Annotated in this window: 14 protein-coding genes and 1 tRNA gene; 12 read left to right on the forward strand and 3 right to left on the reverse strand. The window is 64.0% G+C overall.

Features of this window, described 5'->3' with window-relative positions:
* Window positions 1-144 precede the first annotated feature (144 nt).
* Window positions 145-227 (reverse strand) — tRNA-Leu (locus SFU54_RS07025).
* A gap of 49 nt (window positions 228-276) precedes the next feature.
* Between SFU54_RS07025 and SFU54_RS07030 the strand changes: the two genes are divergently transcribed.
* On the forward strand, window positions 277-933 hold the full coding sequence (locus SFU54_RS07030) for an ANTAR domain-containing response regulator (protein ID WP_319015576.1): 657 nt from the start codon (window positions 277-279) through the stop codon (window positions 931-933).
* 4 nt (window positions 934-937) lie between these two features.
* Here SFU54_RS07030 and SFU54_RS07035 read toward each other — a convergent pair whose 3' ends face one another.
* Window positions 938-1,363 (reverse strand): hotdog fold thioesterase, encoded by a 426-nt coding sequence (locus SFU54_RS07035; protein ID WP_319015577.1) that lies wholly within the window; start codon window positions 1,361-1,363, stop codon window positions 938-940.
* Window positions 1,364-1,443: 80 nt separating this feature from the next.
* On the opposite strand from SFU54_RS07035, the gene polA reads away from it, so the two are divergent.
* The 5 genes from polA to rpsA all read left to right on the forward strand — a co-directional run bounded on the left by polA (window position 1,444) and on the right by rpsA (window position 9,002).
* Entirely contained in the window at window positions 1,444-4,098 is a 2,655-nt protein-coding gene (gene polA / locus SFU54_RS07040; RefSeq protein ID WP_319015578.1) for a DNA polymerase I, read from the forward strand.
* 10 nt (window positions 4,099-4,108) lie between these two features.
* A complete protein-coding gene (locus SFU54_RS07045; protein WP_319015579.1) occupies window positions 4,109-5,788 on the forward strand; it encodes a DUF885 domain-containing protein in 1,680 nt (559 codons plus the stop codon).
* A 4-nt stretch (window positions 5,789-5,792) separates the two neighbouring features.
* The gene (locus SFU54_RS07050) at window positions 5,793-6,425 is read left to right on the forward strand and encodes a DUF4166 domain-containing protein (RefSeq protein ID WP_319015580.1); all 633 of its coding nucleotides are present in this window, start codon (window positions 5,793-5,795) and stop codon (window positions 6,423-6,425) included.
* On the forward strand, window positions 6,422-7,393 hold the full coding sequence (locus SFU54_RS07055) for an epimerase (RefSeq protein ID WP_319015581.1): 972 nt from the start codon (window positions 6,422-6,424) through the stop codon (window positions 7,391-7,393). Before SFU54_RS07050 ends, SFU54_RS07055 begins: the two co-directional genes overlap by 4 nt.
* A gap of 157 nt (window positions 7,394-7,550) precedes the next feature.
* Window positions 7,551-9,002: a 30S ribosomal protein S1 gene (gene rpsA / locus SFU54_RS07060; protein WP_319015582.1), complete on the forward strand. Its 1,452-nt coding sequence runs from the start codon at window positions 7,551-7,553 to the stop codon at window positions 9,000-9,002.
* 112 nt (window positions 9,003-9,114) lie between these two features.
* Here the strand turns inward: rpsA and SFU54_RS07065 are convergent, their stop codons facing one another.
* The gene (locus tag SFU54_RS07065; RefSeq protein WP_319015583.1) at window positions 9,115-9,711 is read right to left on the reverse strand and encodes a DUF4126 domain-containing protein; all 597 of its coding nucleotides are present in this window, start codon (window positions 9,709-9,711) and stop codon (window positions 9,115-9,117) included.
* A 73-nt stretch (window positions 9,712-9,784) separates the two neighbouring features.
* On the opposite strand from SFU54_RS07065, the gene coaE reads away from it, so the two are divergent.
* The 6 genes from coaE to whiA are packed head-to-tail and all read left to right on the forward strand — an operon-like array spanning window position 9,785 to window position 19,331.
* Window positions 9,785-10,420: a dephospho-CoA kinase gene (coaE, locus tag SFU54_RS07070; protein WP_319015584.1), complete on the forward strand. Its 636-nt coding sequence runs from the start codon at window positions 9,785-9,787 to the stop codon at window positions 10,418-10,420.
* A 9-nt stretch (window positions 10,421-10,429) separates the two neighbouring features.
* Entirely contained in the window at window positions 10,430-12,511 is a 2,082-nt protein-coding gene (gene uvrB / locus SFU54_RS07075; protein ID WP_319015585.1) for an excinuclease ABC subunit UvrB, read from the forward strand.
* A gap of 39 nt (window positions 12,512-12,550) precedes the next feature.
* Window positions 12,551-15,460, forward strand: coding sequence for an excinuclease ABC subunit UvrA (uvrA, locus tag SFU54_RS07080; RefSeq protein WP_319015586.1), 2,910 nt, complete (start codon window positions 12,551-12,553; stop codon window positions 15,458-15,460).
* Between the two features lies 1 nt (window position 15,461).
* Window positions 15,462-17,390: an excinuclease ABC subunit UvrC gene (uvrC, locus tag SFU54_RS07085; RefSeq protein WP_319015587.1), complete on the forward strand. Its 1,929-nt coding sequence runs from the start codon at window positions 15,462-15,464 to the stop codon at window positions 17,388-17,390.
* Between the two features lie 35 nt (window positions 17,391-17,425).
* Window positions 17,426-18,298 (forward strand): RNase adapter RapZ, encoded by an 873-nt coding sequence (gene rapZ, locus SFU54_RS07090; RefSeq protein ID WP_319015588.1) that lies wholly within the window; start codon window positions 17,426-17,428, stop codon window positions 18,296-18,298.
* Window positions 18,299-18,350: 52 nt separating this feature from the next.
* Complete coding sequence (whiA, locus tag SFU54_RS07095) at window positions 18,351-19,331, forward strand: DNA-binding protein WhiA (protein WP_319015589.1); 981 nt, start codon at window positions 18,351-18,353, stop codon at window positions 19,329-19,331.
* Window positions 19,332-19,446 lie beyond the last annotated feature (115 nt).

The following is a 19,446-nucleotide window of genomic DNA, read 5'->3' on the forward strand; positions in this document are numbered from 1 at the left end:
GCCATCACGATGACCCCCGATGGTGAGGTGCTCGCGGAGCATCAAATCGACCCGAACAAGGGCTATCAGGCCAAGACGTGAAAAACGGGCGAACCCTCCTGCTGGGGGTTCAGCTGTCCACGATGTCGTGAGACATCACACTTGTACCGGCTGTGGGACTCGAACCCACACGTCCTCACGGACAACGCATTTTGAGTGCGCCGCGTCTACCATTCCGCCAAGCCGGCTCGGGTTATCTCAACCCTCGGGCACTGACGATACCGTAGGCTCGGTCGGGTGAGTGACCAAGATATCTCTGCAGCTGCCCCTCGTCGCGTTGTCGTCGCTGAAGATGAATCTCTCATCCGCATGGACATCGTCGAAATTCTGCGCGACAACGGTTTCGACGTCGTTGGTGAAGCCGGCGATGGTGAGACGGCCGTGGCCCTGGCAACCGAGCTTCGTCCTGACCTCGTGATCATGGACATTCGCATGCCGCAGCTTGACGGCATCGAGGCCGCAAAGCGCCTCAGCGAGAACCACATCGCGCCGGTCGTGCTCTTGACAGCCTTTAGCCAAAAGGAGCTCGTCGAGCAGGCCGTCGAGGCGGGCGCTCTCGCGTATGTCGTCAAGCCCTTTACGCCGAATGACCTGCTGCCCGCGATTGAAGTCGCGCTGAGCCGCTACCAGCAGATTTTGACGCTGGAAGCCGAGGTCGCTGACCTCGTCGAACGCTTCGAGACGCGCAAGCTTGTTGACCGCGCCAAGGGCCTCCTGAACGAGCGCATGGGACTCACCGAGCCCGAAGCGTTCCGCTGGATTCAAAAGGCGTCGATGGACCGTCGGACGACCATGCAGGCGGTCGCGCAAGCGATCATCGATCAGCTCGCGACGAAGAAAGATGCGCCGAAGAAGGCGGCCGCTACCGACGAGGGCGACGCGGACGGCAGCTAAGTCGTCAGCGGTCGCGCAGCATATTGGTCATGCGCACCGTTGACAGTCGTCGACCCTGATCGTCGGTCATGACGATCTCGTGGGTGCAGAGCGTGCGGCCCAACACGAGGGCCGAGCACGTTGCCGTGACGATGCCTTCGGTGATGGATCGGCTGTGGGTTGCGTTGATCTCAATGCCGACCGCGTAGCGACTCGGCCCGGCATGAATGGCCGAGGAGATCGACCCCAGGCTCTCACCGAGCACGACGTGAGCGCCGCCGTGCAAGAGCCCGATCACCTGGGTGTTGCCCGCGACCGGCATCGTCGCGACCGACCGTTCAGCCGAGAGTTCGAGAAACTCGATGCCCATCTTGAGGCACAGCGCGCCCCCACCTGTTGAAACGAGGCGTCTGTAGAGCTCGGGATCGAGGTCGGGGGGCAGAAGCGTCATGGAGTCCTCGGCGTTCGCGGGGGTGCGGCGGGTGTTCTGCTCAGGGCCACTGCGTCGGTTCCCGTCGCTAGGCTGGCCCCGTGACGGACTCCGCAAAGCCTACCCTCCTCATCGTCGACGGCCACTCGCTGGCTTTTCGGGCCTTTTATGCCTTGCCGATAGACAGTTTCGTCACGCGTGACGGGCAACACACCAACGCCATCCACGGCTTTCTATCGATGTTCTTGAGCCTCTTGGCGAAAGAGAAGCCGACCCACGTGGCGGTGGCGTTCGACATTTCTCGCTACTCATTCCGCACGCGCGAGTACCCCGAATACAAGGGCACCCGGGGCGAGACCCCGCCCGAGTTCAAGGGGCAGGTGCCCCTCCTGCAAGAGGCGCTCGCTGCCATGAGCATCCCGACCATCACGAAAGAAGACTTCGAAGCGGACGACATTCTTGCCACGCTCGCGACGCGGGCGGTCGCTGACGGCTTCAAGGTGCTCGTCGTCTCGGGCGACCGCGACACGATTCAACTCGTGAATGATGACGTCACGCTGCTGTATCCGAGTGCTCGCGGGGTCGCCGAACTCAAGCGCTACGACCCCGACGCTGTGCGCGAGCGCTATGGCATCAACCCCGAGCAGTATCCCGAGATTGCTGCGCTCGTCGGCGAGACGAGTGACAACCTGCCGGGCATTGACAAGGTCGGTGAAAAGACCGCGGTCAAGTGGATTACCCAATACGGGTCGCTCGAGGGGCTCTGGGAGCACATCGACGAGATCGGTGGCGTTGTCGGCGCGAACCTGCGTGAGCAGCGCGAGCGCGCCGAGCGCAACCGTCGCCTCAACCGCCTGGTGACCGACCTCGAGCTGCCCGTCGGTCCGCACGATCTCGATCGCCGCCCCATGGACGTTCCGGCGGTCAAGCAGGTCTTCGAACGCTTGCAGTTTCGCACCCTGACCGAGCGCGTACTCAAGGTTGCCGAAGCCGAAGGTGCCGACATGGGCTCTGACGTCGAGGCCGCACCGCGCACCGACCTGCCGGTGGTGCGCACACTCGTCGACGAAGAGCTCGCAACCTGGCTGGCATCGACGACGGGCCACGAGGTCGCGGTGATTGTGGATGCACCGCACGGCCAGCTCTCGGCATTCGGTCTCGCCACGGCAACCGAAAGCGTGCAGGTCAACTGGGCCGCACATCGGCCCGACTATGCCGCCCTTGAGGCGTGGCTCGCGAGCGATGCACCCAAGTTGCTCGCCGATAGCAAATCGGCCACGACGGTGCTCGCGGCCCTCGACATCTCGCTGGCCGGGGTCGTGTGGGATACCCGTCTCGCCGCGTGGCTCGAGCGCCCGGGAGCGAAGTCGTACGACCTCGTCGACCTCGTGCACGACGTGCTCGGCGAGTCGATGCCGCAGGCTGACCCGAACCAACTCGTCCCCGACACCGAGGGCATCAGCCCGGCGACCGTCGCGTGGTTTGTGCACCGCCTCGTCGCCGAACAGCGGCAGTCTCTCCCCGAGACGAGCGAGCGCGTGCTCGCCGAGATCGACCTTCCGAGCGCGCCCGTGCTCTCGCTCATGCAGCGCACGGGAATCACCGTCGACCGCGCGGCGCTCGATGCCCTCAACACCGAGCTCGGCGAGACGACCGCGAATCTCGCGCAGCAGGCCTACGCCGAGATCGGCCGCGAGGTGAATCTGGGTTCGCCGAAGCAACTGCAAGAGGTGTTGTTCGACGAGCTCGGAATGCCCAAGACCCGCGCGACGAAGACGGGGTACTCGACCGACGCCGCGGCTCTTGCCGATTTGCAAGAGGCGCATCCGCACCCGTTCCTTGGTCTGCTGTTGCAGCACCGCGACGCAACGAAACTGCGTCAGATCGTCGAGACGCTCACGACGGCCATCGCGAGCGACGGGCGCATCCACACGACCTACGACCAAACCGGTACGACAACGGGCCGTATCTCGTCGACCGACCCGAACCTGCAGAACATTCCCGTGCGCACCGAAGTGGGCCACCGCATCCGCGCCGCGTTCCGGGCGGGGGAGGGCTTCGAGAGCCTGCTGACCGCCGACTACTCGCAGATCGAGATGCGCATCATGGCGCACCTCTCGGGCGACGAGGGGCTCATCGAGGCGTTTCGGTCGGGCGAAGACCTGCACCGCTTCGTCGGCGCCCGCATCTTCGGGGTCGAGCCCGCCGACGTCACGAGCGAAATGCGCACGAAGGTCAAGGCCATGAGCTACGGCCTCGCCTACGGGCTCAGCGCATTCGGGCTCAGCAAGCAATTGCGCATCGAGTCGGCCGAGGCCAAGCAGCTCATGACCGACTACTTCGCTCGCTTCGGAGCCGTGCGTGAGTACTTGCGCAGCGTCGTCGCTCAGGCGAAAGAAGACGGCTACACCGAGACGATCTTCGGCCGCCGTCGCCCGTTCCCCGACCTCAAGAGCCCCAACCGCGTGTTGCGCGAGAACGCCGAACGGCAGGCCCTCAACGCGCCCATTCAGGGCTCGGCTGCCGACATCATGAAGATCGCCATGAATGGCGTTGCTGCCGACATGGCACGGGATGCCCTCCGCTCGCGCATGCTGCTCCAAGTTCACGACGAACTCGTGTTTGAGGTTGCCCCGGGCGAGCGCGACGCGCTCGAAGCGATCGTGCGCGCGCGTATGGGAGACGCGGCCGAGCTCGCCGTGCCTCTCGAGGTCCAAGTGGGCGTGGGGCGCGACTGGAACGAAGCCGCACACTAGGCTCGACGCCATGTCCGACAGCGCAGCCGACCGCACTCCTTCCGCCGTTGACGCAATCGCCGAGCAGTGGGTCGCCACGCTCGTCGACCTGAGCCCCGATGTGGGCATCTACATTGGCGCCGAGGGGCGTCACGACGAGTTTCAAGACTTGTCGCCGGCGGGGCGTGAGAAGTATGAGCAGGCTGCGCGAGCAGCGCTCGCGCAGTTGGCGGCGGCGACCCCGCGCGACGACACCGATCGGGTGACGGTGACCGACCTCTCGGCCGAGCTCACGCTCGATCTCGAGCTGTCGGCAGCGGGCTGGGATCAGCGCGACCTCAACGTCATCGCGTCACCGGCGCAGGGCATCCGCGAAATCTTCGACCTCATGCCCACCGCGACGGAGCACGACTGGGCGGTCATCGCGCGCAAGCTCGGCAATGTCGCCAGCGCGCTCGAGGGCTACACCGAGACCTTGCGCGAGGGAATTGCCGCGGGCAACACTCCCGCACGACGCCAGGTGACCGAGGTGCTCGACCAGGCACGACGCAATGCTGCTGCCGACGGCTTCTTCCCCGAGTTCGCGCAGAGTGCCCACAACGACTCGCCGGCTTTGCCGGAGTCGCTGCACAGCGATCTCGCCCGCAACGCCCAGGCCGCTGCCGATGCCTATGGCGCCTTCGCGACCTTCCTCGAGTCGGAGCTTGGTCCGGCGGCTCGCGAGAATGACGCCGTCGGCCGCGAGCTCTACGGCCTGATGTCACGGCGCTTTCTCGGCGCCACGATCGACCTCGACGAGACGTATGAGTGGGGTGTCGAAGAGCTCGCGCGCATGGTCGACGAGCAGACGCGCGTGGCCGGCGAGATTCTGCCGGGCGCAAGTGTTGCCGAGGCCATCGCACACCTCGAGAAAGACCCCTCGCGCAAGCTCCATGGGCGCGACGCCCTCAAGGCGTGGATGCAGAACCTCAGCGACACGGCGATCGCCGACCTCTCGCGCACCCATTTCGAGATTCCCGAACCGGTGAAAGAGCTCGAGTGCATGATCGCGCCGACCCCCGGCGGGGCCATCTACTACACGGGTCCGACCGATGACTTCTCGCGACCGGGCCGCATGTGGTGGAGCATCCCCGAGGGTGTCGACGAGTTCGACACGTGGCGCGAGACGACGACCGTTTATCACGAGGGTGTTCCCGGTCACCACTTGCAGATCGGCCAGGCCGTCTACAACCGCGCACAGTTGAACTCGTGGCGTCGCCTCTTGGCGGGCACGAGCGGCCACGCCGAGGGCTGGGCGCTCTACGCCGAGCGCCTCATGGAAGAACTGGGCTACCTCGACGACCCCGCCGACCGCCTCGGCATGCTCGACGGTCAACGCATGCGCGCGGCGCGCGTCGTGCTCGACATCGGTGTGCACCTGGGCAAGATTCACCCCGAGACGGGGGCGGTCTGGACGAGTGACGACGCCTTCGCGTTCATGCGCAAGAACGTCAACATGAACGACGGCTTCGTGACGTTTGAAGTCAATCGTTACCTCGGCTGGCCGGGCCAAGCGCCGTCATACAAGGTGGGCCAGCGCATTTGGGAGCAGATTCGCGACGCGTACAAGGCGAAAGAGGGCGCCGCATTCTCGAACAAGGTGTTCCACAAGAACGCCCTCGACCTCGGCGGTGTGGGTCTCGACACGCTGAAGTCAGCGCTGCTCGGCTAACGCCGTGCGCTCAGCGTGGGAGGCAGCACTCGGCGACGCCGTCGACGATCTGCACCCGCGCATTCGGGAGTATGTGCGAGCAATCCCTGGGGGGTTAGTCGGCAGAGGTAGTGGCGAGTTCACCGAGGCCGGGTGTCAGTCACGCCTGCTGAGGCCAGCTCTCTCAGTGGCGGCACGGTGGGGCATCGCGTTTCCCGAGCATGGCGTGGACATCCCGTTCACGATCGAGAATCGAGCGGATGCTGACGGCGCGATTCGCGCAACCCGCACCTTGCACTTCCCGCGCCGCGAGCGTGTCATGGTCGATCGTGTGCGCGAGCACCGCGGTCTCGCCATCGACGCACTGGGATCCGGCGGCCGACTCGAGGCGGCGCTGCAGGTCTCGGCGCACGACGGCGCACTCGTTGCCGCCTCGGACGCTGTGCGCGTGCGGCTCGGGGGCCGCTGGTGGACCATCCCGCGCATCGTGCGGCCACACGTCGCCCTCGTGGAGCGGTGGGACCACCACGCGCAGAGCCAGCACGTGGATGTGCGGGTGACGATGCCGGGCCTGGGGCTCGTGTACGGCTATCACGGCTGGTTTGACTATCGGGTTGAGAAAGAGTTCCCCCCGACGCATGGGAGGCTGGGGGAGTGACGGACCACGACTCACCTCCCCTCGGTCGCGTTGTTGTCGCGGGGGCCTCGGGATTCGTCGGGCAACGCTTGGTGGCGTCGTATCGCGACGCCGGACGTCAGGTTGATCTGATCGGTCGCCGGGAGGCGACAACCTGGAGCGACCCAGCGGCCATCGCGGCGCTTGTTGATGGCGCATCGACCGTCGTCAACCTGGCGGGCCGCAGCGTGAACTGCCGCTACAACGCCGAGAATCGAGCGGAGATTCTCCAGTCGCGAGATGATACAACGGTGGCGCTTGGCGAGGCCATCGCCGCGGCAGAACGGCCACCCGCCCTGTGGATCAACGCGTCAACCGCAACGATCTATCGGCACGCGATGGATCGACCGCAGACCGAGTCGACCGGCGAATTGGGATCGGGATTCTCCGTGTCGGTAGCGCGAGCGTGGGAGGCAGCGCTCGAGGCCGCGGACACGCCGTCGACCCGCCGGGTCGCGCTGCGCATGGCGATCGTTCTCGGTGACGGCAGCGCACTTGCTCCTCTCGCCGCGTTGACTCGCCTTGGTCTCGGGGGAGCGCAGTGCGACGGGGTGTGGCCCATCAGCCGCGCGCGACGCGCGGCGGGTACGGCTCACGAAGTCGGCAGTCGCCGCGGAGAGCAACACGTCAGTTGGGTTCACCTCGACGATGTCGTGCGCGTGCACCACTGGCTCGAACATCAGCCGTCGATTAGTGGTCCACTCAACGTGTCGAGCCCGAATCCCGAAACGAATCGCGAGTTGATGGCACACCTGCGGAGGGTGTTGCGCGTACCGTTCGGCATACCGCTGCAGCGGTGGATGCTGGAGCTGGGCACGTGGATGATTCGATCCGAGACCGAACTGGTGCTCAAGAGCCGGTGGGTGCTGCCCGAGAAGCTCGAGCGCGCGGGCTTTTCGTTCGAGCATCCGCATCTGGATGCTGCGCTCGCGAGCATCCTGAAACGCTAGTTTTTCGCGGCCGAGTCGGGGGTTTGCCGCACGCCCCAGCCGCAGGATAAGCTGGAGAGTCGTCGATTTGACGACAGTCCTGTCCGCATGCCCGGGCGACACCCAATGCACGACGTCGTTCAGGCCTGATTTCTGTCCGCATCGGAGCACCCACTACATGACCCCCGCAACGACCCAGGCCCCCAAGCAGATCGCCATCAACGACATTGGGTCTGCTGAAGACTTCTTGGCCGCGGTCGAACTGACCCTCAAGTTTTTCAACGACGGCGACCTCATCGAAGGAACCGTTGTCAAGATCGACCGCGACGAGGTCCTCCTCGACGTTGGCTACAAGACCGAGGGTGTCATCCCCTCGCGTGAGCTGTCGATCAAGCACGACGTCGACCCCTCTGAGGTCGTTTCCGTCGGCGACACCGTCGAAGCCCTCGTCCTCCAGAAGGAAGACAAAGAGGGTCGCCTGATCCTCTCGAAGAAGCGCGCTCAGTACGAGCGTGCATGGGGCGACGTCGAGAAGATCAAAGACGCCGACGGCATCGTTACCGGCACCGTCATCGAGGTCGTCAAGGGCGGCCTCATTGTCGACATCGGACTCCGTGGCTTCTTGCCCGCGTCACTCATTGAGCTTCGCCGCGTTCGCGACCTCACGCCGTACCTCGGCCAAGAGATCGAGGCGAAGATTCTCGAGCTCGACAAGAACCGCAACAACGTTGTGCTCTCGCGTCGCGCGCTGCTCGAGCAGACGCAGTCGGAGAGCCGCTCGACCTTCCTCAACAACCTCGCCAAGGGCCAGGTTCGCAAGGGTGTCGTGTCGTCGATCGTCAACTTCGGTGCGTTTGTCGACCTCGGTGGCGTCGACGGCCTCGTTCACGTCTCGGAGCTCAGCTGGAAGCACATTGAGCACGCCAGCGAGGTCGTCGAGGTCGGCCAGGAAGTCACCGTCGAGATCCTCGAGGTCGACCTCGAGCGCGAGCGCGTGTCGCTCTCGCTCAAGGCGACCCAGGAAGACCCGTGGCAGGTATTCGCCCGCACGCACGCGATCGGTCAGGTCGCTCCGGGTAAGGTCACCAAGCTCGTTCCCTTCGGCGCCTTCGTGCGCGTGGCGGATGGCATCGAGGGCCTTGTGCACATCTCGGAGCTCTCGGCCAAGCACGTCGAGCTCGCGGAGCAGATCGTGTCGGTCAATGACGAGGTCTTCGTCAAGGTCATCGACATCGACCTCGAGCGTCGCCGCATCTCGCTGAGCCTCAAGCAGGCCAACGAGGGTGTTGACCCCGAGGGCGTCGAGTTCGACCCCGCGGTCTACGGCATGCCGACCGAGTACGACGAGGCCGGCAACTACAAGTACCCCGATGGCTTCGACCCCGAGTCGGGCGAGTGGAAAGACGGCTTCGACGAGCAGCGCGCCAAGTGGGAACAGGACTACGCTGCTGCCCAGGCTCGCTGGGAGCTGCACAAGAAGCAGGTTGCCACCGCGCTGGTCGAGGAAGAGACCCTCGAGCTTCCCGCCGCGGGCGGCTCGAGCTTCTCGAGCGAGTCGACGACGGGTGGAACCCTCGCCGACGACGAGTCGCTTGCCGCCCTGCGCGAGAAGCTCTCGAGCAACAACTAACCACGGTGCTGGTGGCGCGGTAACCGCGCACGCTGTGAAACGAATGGGCCGCCCCGGTGGGGCGGCCCATTCGTCGTTGGTGCGCGTGCTCCGCGCGCCCATGCTGCTGAAACTAGGCCGGTGCGACCGATTGCCGCTGACGCCGTAGTCGGCGGAACACCGAGAACACGAGAACGATCAAAGCGATGATCGCGACGATCACCAGAATGGGAATCACGATCGCGAAGACACTCAACAACAGGGCGCCGATGTCTTCGCTCGTCGACAACACGGGTGCCGCCGCCCCGGCGGTCAAGGCATTCGCGGCGGGCCGAACGAACATCTTGGCGCCGTGAACAAGCAAGGCAATGACGACACCCGTCACGACAGGAACCCACGCGCTCGACTCGAAGAACGCTGCTGGATCTGTCACAGCGGCGGTCGTCGTTGACGTGCCGGTGCCGAAGACGATGCCGCCCGCCGCAGGGCGAACAATCGATTGAATGACGTCGTTGATTGAGTCAACGGCGGGAATCTTGTCGGCGATGAGTTCAATGACGAGCAAGACGCCCAAGATCAGCAGAACCCACTCGTTCTCGAGCCATGCCCACGCGGCCGGCAACTCAACGAAGTCGAGAAACCGGCCGGCAAGACCCAAGACCAGCATGGGCACGTAGGCGTTGAGTCCGGCGGCCACCGCCAGCCCAGTACCGGTGAGCAGTTCGAGCACGGAAGACCTCCATTGGGGCGCGTGCGAGTCATGCTACCTGCTTCACGCGACCTCGACGGGATAGGGTCGCCGCGTGGATGTCATTGGGCTCACGGGCGGAATTGCCGCCGGCAAATCGGTCGTCGCGAGCCGTTTGGCGCACCTCGGAGCGTTCGTGATTGACGCTGACGTTCTCGCGCGCGAGGCGGTCGCGGTCGGGTCGCCCGGCCTCGAGGCCATCCGCGAGCGGTTTGGAGATGGCGTGCTCGCGCCGGACGACACACTCGATCGCGCGGCGCTGGGCGCTCTGGTCTTTGCTGACTCCGGCGCGCGAGCGGATCTCAACGCGATCGTGCACCCCGAAGTGCATCGGCTGTATCACGAGCGGCTTGCGGCCGTCGAGTCCGCCGACCCGCGGGCGATCGTCGTGTACGACGTTCCCCTGCTGGTCGAGGCGCGGTTGGCGGAGGAATTCGCTCTCGTCGTCGTGGTGCATGCGCCGGCGGAGGAGCGGCTTGAGCGACTGGTGTCGCTGCGCGGGCTCGACCGAGCATCCGCCCAGCAACGCGTCGACGCGCAAGCGAGTGATGCCGAGCGCCTTGCCGTTGCCGACGTCGTCATCGATTCGAGCGGCACGCTCGACGAGACCATCGATCAGGTGGATGCTCTGTGGCAGCGTCTCGTTGCTGAGCGCGACGGCCACACCGGAGTGTCAGACCCCCTCTCGTAGGCTGGGGGGATGGAACCCACGCGTTCGGTTCGCCCTTTTGAGGTTGTGAGCGACTACACGCCAAGCGGCGATCAGCCGCAAGCAATCGCCGAGTTGGCCGCCCGCATTAATGCGGGCGAGACCGACATCGTGCTGCTGGGTGCTACCGGAACCGGTAAGTCGGCAACGACCGCGTGGCTCATTGAGCAAGTGCAGCGTCCCACTCTGGTGCTCGCGCACAACAAGACCCTCGCGGCGCAATTGGCCACCGAGTTTCGTGATCTCATGCCGCACAATGCCATCGAGTATTTCGTGTCGTACTACGACTACTACCAGCCTGAGGCCTACGTTCCGCAGACCGATACGTTCATCGAGAAAGACAGCTCGGTCAATGCCGAGGTTGAGCGCCTGCGCCACTCGACGACGAACTCGCTGTTGAGTCGCCGTGATGTCGTCGTGGTCTCGACTGTCTCGTGCATTTATGGTCTCGGCGCCGCCGAAGAGTACCTCGAGGCCATGGTGGCGCTGCAGGTGGGCCAGAGCATCCCGCGCGACACGCTCATTCGTAAGTTCGTGGGCATGCAGTACCAGCGCAACGACATCGACTTCTCGCGGGGCAAGTTCCGTGTGCGCGGCGACACCATCGAGATCATCCCGATGTATGAAGAGCTCGCGATCCGCATCGAAATGTTCGGTGACGAGGTCGAGGCGCTTTATGCCTTGCACCCGTTGACGGGGGATGTCGTGCGCCCGCTCGACGCCGTATCGGTCTTCCCTGCCACGCACTACGCGGCCTCGCCCGACACGATGCAGCGCGCGATCGTGACGATCAAAGAAGAACTCGAGCTGCGGCTGGCCGAGTTGGAGCGTCAAGGAAAGCTTCTCGAAGCCCAACGGCTGCGCATGCGCACGACGTTCGACATCGAGATGATGGAACAGATCGGCTTCTGCAACGGCATCGAGAACTACTCCAGGCACATTGATGGCCGGGCTCCGGGAGAACCGCCGAACTGCTTGTTGGACTACTTTCCCGACGATTTCTTGGTCGTCATCGACGAGAGCCACGTCACGGTTCCGCAGATCGGTGCCATGTACGAGGGTGACGCCTCGCGCAAGCGAACGCTCGTCGAACACGGGTTCCGGCTCCCGAGCGCCCTCGACAACCGGCCCCTGCGGTGGGAAGCGTTTCTCGATCGCACCGGACAGAAGGTGTACCTCTCGGCCACCCCGGGCAAGTACGAACTCGGCATAACCGATTCGGTCGTCGAGCAGATCATTCGACCCACGGGGCTCGTCGACCCCGCCATCGTGGTCAAGCCCAGCAAGGGGCAAATCGACGACTTGCTCGAGCAGATCAGACAGCGCACCGAGCGTGATGAGCGGGTGCTCGTCACCACCCTCACGAAGAAGATGGCAGAAGAACTGACGGAGTTCTTCACCGAGGCGGGCGTGCGCGTGCGCTACTTGCATGCGGATGTCGACACTCTGCGTCGCGTCGAGTTGCTGAGCGAGCTGAGACAAGGTGTGTACGACGTGCTGGTGGGCATCAACCTGCTGCGCGAAGGACTCGACTTGCCCGAGGTCTCGCTCGTGGCGATTCTCGACGCCGACAAAGAGGGCTTCTTGCGCTCGGCCACCTCCCTCATTCAGACCATCGGACGTGCGGCGCGCAATGTCTCGGGTGAGGTGCACATGTATGCCGATGTCGTCACCCCGTCGATGGCGCAGGCCATCGATGAGACGACTCGACGTCGTGATCGGCAGATTGCCTACAACGTTGCCAACGGTATTGATCCGACCCCGCTACGCAAGAAGATCGCCGACATTACCGATCAGCTCGTGCGCGAAGGCGCCGACACTGCCGAACTGCTCGCGAGTCGCGGAAGTTCTCGGGCCTCGGGCGGCAAGCGCGCGGCGACACCGGCTATCAAGCGTGAAGGGCTCGCTGCTGCGGGCGCAACGGAACTCGAGTCGATCATCGCCGACTTGACAGCACAGATGCTCACGGCGGCCGAAGAGCTCAAGTTCGAGCTTGCCGCTCGGTTGCGTGACGAGGTGCAAGACCTGAAGAAAGACCTGCGAGGCATGGTCGACGCTGGCCACGTGCGCTAGAGCGCACGTACAGGGAGCGTGTCAGAGCCCCGGCCTAGAATGACCAGAGTGTCGGCGACCCCTCTTGAATCTGCTCCTCATTTGAGCGTGCGTGGCGCGCGTGTGCATAACTTGCGCGACGTCGACCTCGTTATTCCGCGCGATGCGCTCGTGGTGTTCACGGGCCTCTCCGGCTCGGGCAAGAGCTCGCTCGCCTTCGACACGATCTTCGCCGAGGGTCAGCGCCGCTATGTCGAGTCGCTCTCGGCCTACGCTCGGCAGTTTCTCGGGCAGGTTGATCGGCCCGATGTCGACTTCATTGAGGGGCTCAGCCCGGCAGTGTCGATCGACCAGAAGTCGACCAACCGCAACCCGCGCTCGACCGTGGGCACCATCACCGAGATCTACGACTACATGCGGTTGCTGTGGGCTCGCGTCGGTATTCCTCACTGCCCCGAGTGTGGCGAGCGCATTCAACGTCAGACGGTTCAGCAGATTGCTGATGAACTCATGACGCTCGAGACGGGCACCCGCTTTCAGGTGCTTGCGCCCGTTGTGAGCCAGAAGAAGGGCGAGTTTGTCGACCTGTTTCGCGAGCTCGCTGCATCGGGCTACGCGCGAGCGGTCGTCGACGGCGAGCAAATCCAGCTCAGCGAGCCTCCCGTGCTCAAGAAGCAGGTGAAGCACGATATTGCCGTCGTTGTTGATCGCCTGGTGGCGAACGACGAGGCCTTGACTCGCTTGACCGACTCGCTCGAAACCGCCCTCGGGCTCACGGATGGCCTTGTCGTCATCGACTTCGTTGACCGCGAGACCACCGCGGCAGACCGCACCCGCACTTTCAGCGAGCGTCTGAGCTGCCCGAACCGCCACCCGTTGCAGCTCACCGAGATTGAGCCGCGCACGTTCTCGTTCAACGCCCCGTTCGGAGCATGCCCCGTGTGCTCAGGCCTCGGTACGCGCATGGCGGTCGATGTCGACCTGCTCATCGGTGACCCGAGCTTGAGTCTCAACGATGGCGTCATTTTGCCGTGGAATCAGCAGGGCAAAGGCCTCTATAGCTACTTCCAGAAGTTGTTGGCGGGGCTGGGACGTGACCTCGGCTTCTCGCTCGATACGCCGTGGGGTGAGCTTGAACAGAGCACTCAAGAAGCGATCCTCGAGGGCAACGACTTCGAAGTTCGCGTGAAGTGGCGCAACCGGTATGGCCGCGACGTGACCTACTCCACCGGCTTCGAGGGAGTCATCCCCTATATCGAGCGCAAGTATGCCGAGGCCGAGAGCGACTGGTCTCAGCAGCGCTTTGCTGAATACCTCCGCGAGGTACCGTGTTCGGAGTGCAACGGGGCTCGACTCAAGCCTGAAGTGCTGGCCGTGACGGTCGACGGCCACAGCATCTCGTCGGTATCTGAGCTGAGCCTGCTTGACGCCTATGCGTTCATGCAGACCATCACGCTGAGCGAGCGCGAGGCCTCCATTGCCGCCGCTGTCCTCCGCGAGATCCGCGCGCGGCTCGAGTTTTTGCTGGAGGTCGGCCTGGGCTACTTGAGCATGGCGAGGGCCGCCGGAACACTCTCGGGCGGCGAGGCACAGCGCATCCGTCTGGCAACGCAAATCGGATCGGGACTCACGGGCGTCTTGTACGTGCTTGATGAGCCGTCGATAGGACTTCACCAGCGCGACAACCGACGACTCATTGACACGCTCGTCAAACTCAAGAACCTGGGCAACACGCTCATCGTTGTCGAACACGATGAAGACACGATTCGCACGGCCGACTGGATTGTCGACATTGGGCCCGGTGCCGGCGAGCACGGTGGTCGAGTCGTGCACAGCGGATCGTATGCAGAACTCATCGAGAACGCCGAGTCGATTACGGGGGACTACCTCGCAGGCCGCCGTCAGGTCGTCGATCGCGTCGCCCGTCGATCGATTGACCCAGCGCGAGTGTTGACCGTCGAGGGCGCCAAAGCGAATAACTTGCGTGACGTCACCGTCGACTTTCCGCTCGGTGCGTTCGTCGCGGTGACGGGCGTCAGCGGGTCGGGCAAGTCATCGCTGGTGAACGACATCCTGTACAAGGTTTTGGCCAACAAGCTCAACGGAGCACGCCAGGTTCCCGGCAAGCACGTGCGGGTGCACGGCCTCGAAAATCTCGACAAGGTTGTCCACGTCGACCAAGCGCCGATTGGTCGCACACCACGATCGAACCCAGCGACGTACACGGGCGTGTTCGATCGCATTCGCGCGCTCTTCGCCGAGACGGCGGAGGCAAAGGCACGTGGGTATCTGCAGGGTCGCTTCAGCTTCAACGTCAAGGGCGGTCGCTGCGAGAACTGTGCGGGCGACGGCACGATCAAGATCGAGATGAACTTCTTGCCCGACGTCTATGTCTCGTGCGAGGTCTGCAATGGTGCTCGATATAACCGTGACACGCTCACTGTGCACTACAAGGGCAAGAACATTGCTGAAGTTCTCGACATGCCGATCGAAGAGGCCGCAGAGTTCTTCGAGCCCATCTCGGCCATCCATCGGTTCTTGAAGACCCTCGTTGACGTCGGACTAGGGTATGTCCGGCTCGGGCAAAGCGCCACCACGCTCTCGGGCGGCGAAGCCCAACGCGTCAAGCTCGCGACCGAGTTGCAAAAGCGGTCGAACGGTCGCAGCGTCTATGTTCTCGATGAACCGACGACAGGTCTGCACTTTGAAGACGTGCGCAAACTGCTCCTCGTTTTGAATGGCCTCGTTGACAAGGGCAACACCGTGATCGTGATCGAACACAACCTCGACGTGATTCGGGCAGCGGATTGGCTGATCGATCTCGGCCCCGAGGGTGGCGCTGGGGGAGGGCGCGTGATTGCCGTGGGCACTCCAGAAGAGCTCGCTGCTGTCGACGAGAGTCACACGGGGCGCTTCTTGCGCGAGTTGATCGACGGCGCCACGTCTGATTCTGGGCGTTCGAAGCGCTGACATGAATTCGCGCGAGCAGTGGCGGCCCCAGCGCGGCGAGATTCCGACCGAACCGGGCGTCTACCGGTTCACCGATGCAACGGGTCGCGTGCTCTATGTCGGCAAGGCCAACAACCTGCGCAATCGACTGAGCAACTACTTTCAACCGCTCCACAGTCTGCACGAGCGCACGCGTCGCATGGTGACGACGGCGCAGGGTGTCGAGTGGACGGTCGTCGGGAGTGAGCTCGAGGCGCTCTCACTCGAGTACACGTGGATCAAAGAGTTCGCTCCGCCGTTTAACGTGAAGTTTCGCGACGACAAGACGTACCCCTACGTCGCCATCACCCTGGCTGATCGCGTCCCTCGCGTCATGATCACTCGTACGCGGGGCATCCCGGGGGCTCGGTACTTCGGGCCGTACACGAAAGTGTGGGCCGTGCGCGAAACGGTTGATCTCATGCTCAAGGCGTTTCCGATGCGGTCGTGCGGCGAGTCGACTTACAAGAGGGCCCAGGCGACGAACCGTCCGTGCCTGCTAGGAGACATTGGCAAGTGTGCCGCTCCTTGCGTCGGCCGGGTAACTCCGGAACAGCATCGCGGAATCGCCCTCGACTTCGCCTCGTTCATGGCAGGTAATGATGAGGGTTACGTTCGGGCGCTCAAGGCAGCGATGGCGGATGCGGCCCGCGACCTCGACTATGAGTCCGCGGCGCGCATCCGGGATCAAATCGGCGCGCTCGAGACTGCCCTCGCGAAGAGCGCTGTCGTTCTCGATGACGACACCGACGCCGACGTTTTCGGAATTGCTTACGACGAACTTGCCGCCGCTGTGCAGCTATTCGTGGTTCGCGGCGGACGCATTCGTGGAGTCCGTGGGTGGGTGGTCGATACCGAGCTCGATGTCACGATGGCGGAACTCGTCGACACCGTGCTGCAGAACGCTTACGACGGCACAACGTTTCCCGCTCGCGAGATCATCGTGCCCGCGCTACCTGACGACGTCGCGGCGTTGCAGGTCGTGCTGACCGAACGCCGGCGCGACGCGGGGGAGCGTGGTGCCGTTGTCGTGAAAGTGGCTCAGCGTGGCGAGAAGGCAGCCCTCGCCGAGACTGTTGCGACGAATGCGCTGGGCGCTCTCGTGCAATACAAGACGCGCCGCAGCGGAGACTTCACGGCGCGATCTCAAGCTCTCGCCGACATTCAAGAGGCCCTTGGCTTGGCCACAGCGCCCCTGCGCCTCGAGTGTTTTGACGTCTCGCACTTCGGTGGCAAGAACCCCGTGGCATCCATGGTCGTTTTCGAAGACGGTTTGCCGCGTAAAGACCAGTACCGCAAGTTTGCGATCGCTGATGCGCGTGACGACACCGACGCCGTGTATCAGGTGTTGCGGAGGCGACTCGCCTACCTTCACGACGAACAGAGTGGTTTTCCCTCGGGGGAGGTCGCCGACTCCGATGCTGACGCGCGCGGAGAGAGCGGCGCGGCGGCCACTCCGACCCGCAAGTCATTTCACTACCGGCCGGGCCTGCTCGTCATCGACGGTGGTCAACCGCAAGTTGCGGCGGCGGCCCGGGCACTGCGCGACGAAGGCTTGAGTGACATTGCGGTGTGTGGCATCGCCAAACGCCTTGAAGAAGTGTGGCTGCCCGACAGCGATTTTCCCGTGATCTTGCCGCGGTCGTCCGACGCGCTGTTCTTGCTGCAGCGATTGCGCGACGAAGCGCACCGGTTCGCGTTGCGCTACCAACGCACGACTCGCTCGCGCGACATTCGCACGCAACTCTCGAGCATCCCTGGCTTGGGCCCTGCTCGCACGAGCGAGTTGCTCAAGCACTTCGGATCCGTGGCTCGATTGCGGGCCGCCTCGGTTGACGAACTCACGGCCGTCGAGGGTGTTGGGCCAGCGATCGCGCAACTCGTCCACAGAGCACTTCGTTCTGACGGTTAAGCTTGTCTTCTTGACCCCCCAACACGTGAGGATTCATGCCTGACTCGGCTCCGCATGACGTGGTGATCGTCACCGGCATGTCTGGCGCCGGTCGATCGACGGTCGCTAATGCTCTCGAAGACCTCGGGTGGTACGTCGTCGACAACCTGCCGCCACAAATGCTGCGGCCGCTCGTTGATCTGGCCGTGCACCCCGGCAGCGCTCTTCCGCGCATTGCCGCCGTCGTCGATGTTCGTGGCGGAAAACTCTTCGCCGACCTTGCGGCGATCATCAGTGAACTCCGATCGCGCGACACCGTTCGCGTCGTCTTTCTGGAGGCGACGGATGCTGCGCTCGTGCGGCGGTTTGAGCAGGTTCGGCGCCCGCATCCGTTGCAAGACGACGGCACGCTGCTCGACGGAATCGCGCGAGAGCGCGAACGCATGCTCGAGGTCCGAGAACTCGCCGACATCATCATCGACACAACCGAGTTCAACATCCACCAGCTCGCGACGACCGTCACCGAAGTCTTTTCGGCCCACGACTCCGGTGGGGTCAGGATCACACTGCAAAGTTTCGGGTTCAAGTACGGAACCCCGACCGATGCCGACATCGTCGCTGACGCTCGATTCTTGCCGAACCCGTTCTGGCAACCCGAGCTTCGGGCAGAAACAGGTCTCGACAGCGCGGTGAGCGAATACGTGCTTGCGCAAGAGGGAGCGGTCGAGTTTCTCGATTCGTTCGTCGCCACTTTGCGTCCTGTGCTCGCGGGTTACGCTCGAGAGAACAAGCGCCACGCCACGATCGCGATCGGGTGCACCGGCGGTAAGCATCGCTCGGTTGCTCTCATTCAGCAACTCGCCGAACGCATGAGAGAGCTGCCGAACGTGAGCGTCACAGTGAAGCATCGCGACCTCGGACGCGAGTAAGGTCGAATCTCGTACCCCCGCGCCCCTGACGACTCGAGAGGATGTCCCCGCCGTGGCATTGACCGCTGATGTGAAGCACGAGCTCTCGCAGTTGGCGGTCACCAAAACGACGGTGCGTGCTGCCGAGCTTGCAACACTGTTGCGCTTTGCCGGCGGCCTTCATCTGATTTCCGGTCGCGTTGCCGTTGAGGTCGAGCTCGACACTCCGGAGATCGCCCGGCGAGTTCGCAAAGACCTCCATGAGTTGTACGGAATGCGAAGTGACGCCGCGATGATGTCGCCCGGCGGGATGCGCAAGACTCCGGCCTACGTCGTGCGTGTTCTCGAGGGCGGCGAAACGCTCGCTCGACAAACAGGACTCTTGGATGCCCGTCGGCGGCCCGTGCGCGGTCTCCCGAATCGCCTCACCACGGGTTCTCGCGAAGAACTTGCGGCGGTCTGGCGTGGCGCGTTTCTGGCGCATGGATCGCTGACCGACCCCGGACGCTCCGCAGCGCTCGAGATCACGTGTCCGGGAAATGAGTCGGCAATGGCCTTGGTGGGTGCCGCTGGACGACTCGGCATCGCCGCGAAGGCACGCGAGGTTCGCGGAGTGCATCGCGTGGTCATCCGCGATGGCGAAAAGATCAGTCAGATGCTTCGGCTTATGGGCGCTGAGTCGACCGTGGGCGACTGGGAAGCCCTGCGCGCACGCCGTGAGGTGCGCGCGACGGCGAACCGCCTGGTCAACTTCGACGACGCCAATTTGCGACGGTCGGCTCAGGCAGCTGTCGCGGCCTGTTCGCGCGTCGAAAGAGCCCTCGAGATTCTGGGGGACGACCTACCCGAGCACTTGCGGTACGCCGGCCAGCTGCGCCTCGATTACCGTGATTCAAGCTTGGACGAGCTTGGTCACCACGCTGATCCGCCGATGACGAAAGATGCCGTGGCGGGGCGTATTCGGCGCCTGCTCGCGATGGCTGACAAGCGTGCCGAACAATTGGGCATTCCGGGAACGGACGCGAATCTTCCCGCCGACCTTGACGCTGACTAGAGACCGCACGCCACGCCCGTCTCCATTCTGCGCCCGGGAACATCCGAGCCCTCTTGCGGGTTGCGCTCGGTAGACTGGCCCACCGTCAGCACGCTCGTCGAGAGTTCGGCGATCG

Source organism: Microcella sp. (assembly GCF_033763155.1).
GTDB lineage: Bacteria > Actinomycetota > Actinomycetes > Actinomycetales > Microbacteriaceae > Microcella.

Excerpts from the sequence above, each read along its gene's own strand:
- SFU54_RS07045 (WP_319015579.1), top strand. The coding sequence starts at position 4,109 with ATGTCCGACAGCGCAGCCGACCGCACTCCTTCCGCCGTTGACGCAATC.
- uvrC (WP_319015587.1), top strand. The coding sequence starts at position 15,462 with ATGAATTCGCGCGAGCAGTGGCGGCCCCAGCGCGGCGAGATTCCGACC.
- rpsA (WP_319015582.1), top strand. The coding sequence starts at position 7,551 with ATGACCCCCGCAACGACCCAGGCCCCCAAGCAGATCGCCATCAACGAC.
- uvrA (WP_319015586.1), top strand. The coding sequence starts at position 12,551 with ATGACCAGAGTGTCGGCGACCCCTCTTGAATCTGCTCCTCATTTGAGC.
- SFU54_RS07035 (WP_319015577.1), bottom strand. The coding sequence starts at position 1,363 with ATGACGCTTCTGCCCCCCGACCTCGATCCCGAGCTCTACAGACGCCTC.
- rapZ (WP_319015588.1), top strand. The coding sequence starts at position 17,426 with ATGCCTGACTCGGCTCCGCATGACGTGGTGATCGTCACCGGCATGTCT.
- uvrB (WP_319015585.1), top strand. The coding sequence starts at position 10,430 with ATGGAACCCACGCGTTCGGTTCGCCCTTTTGAGGTTGTGAGCGACTAC.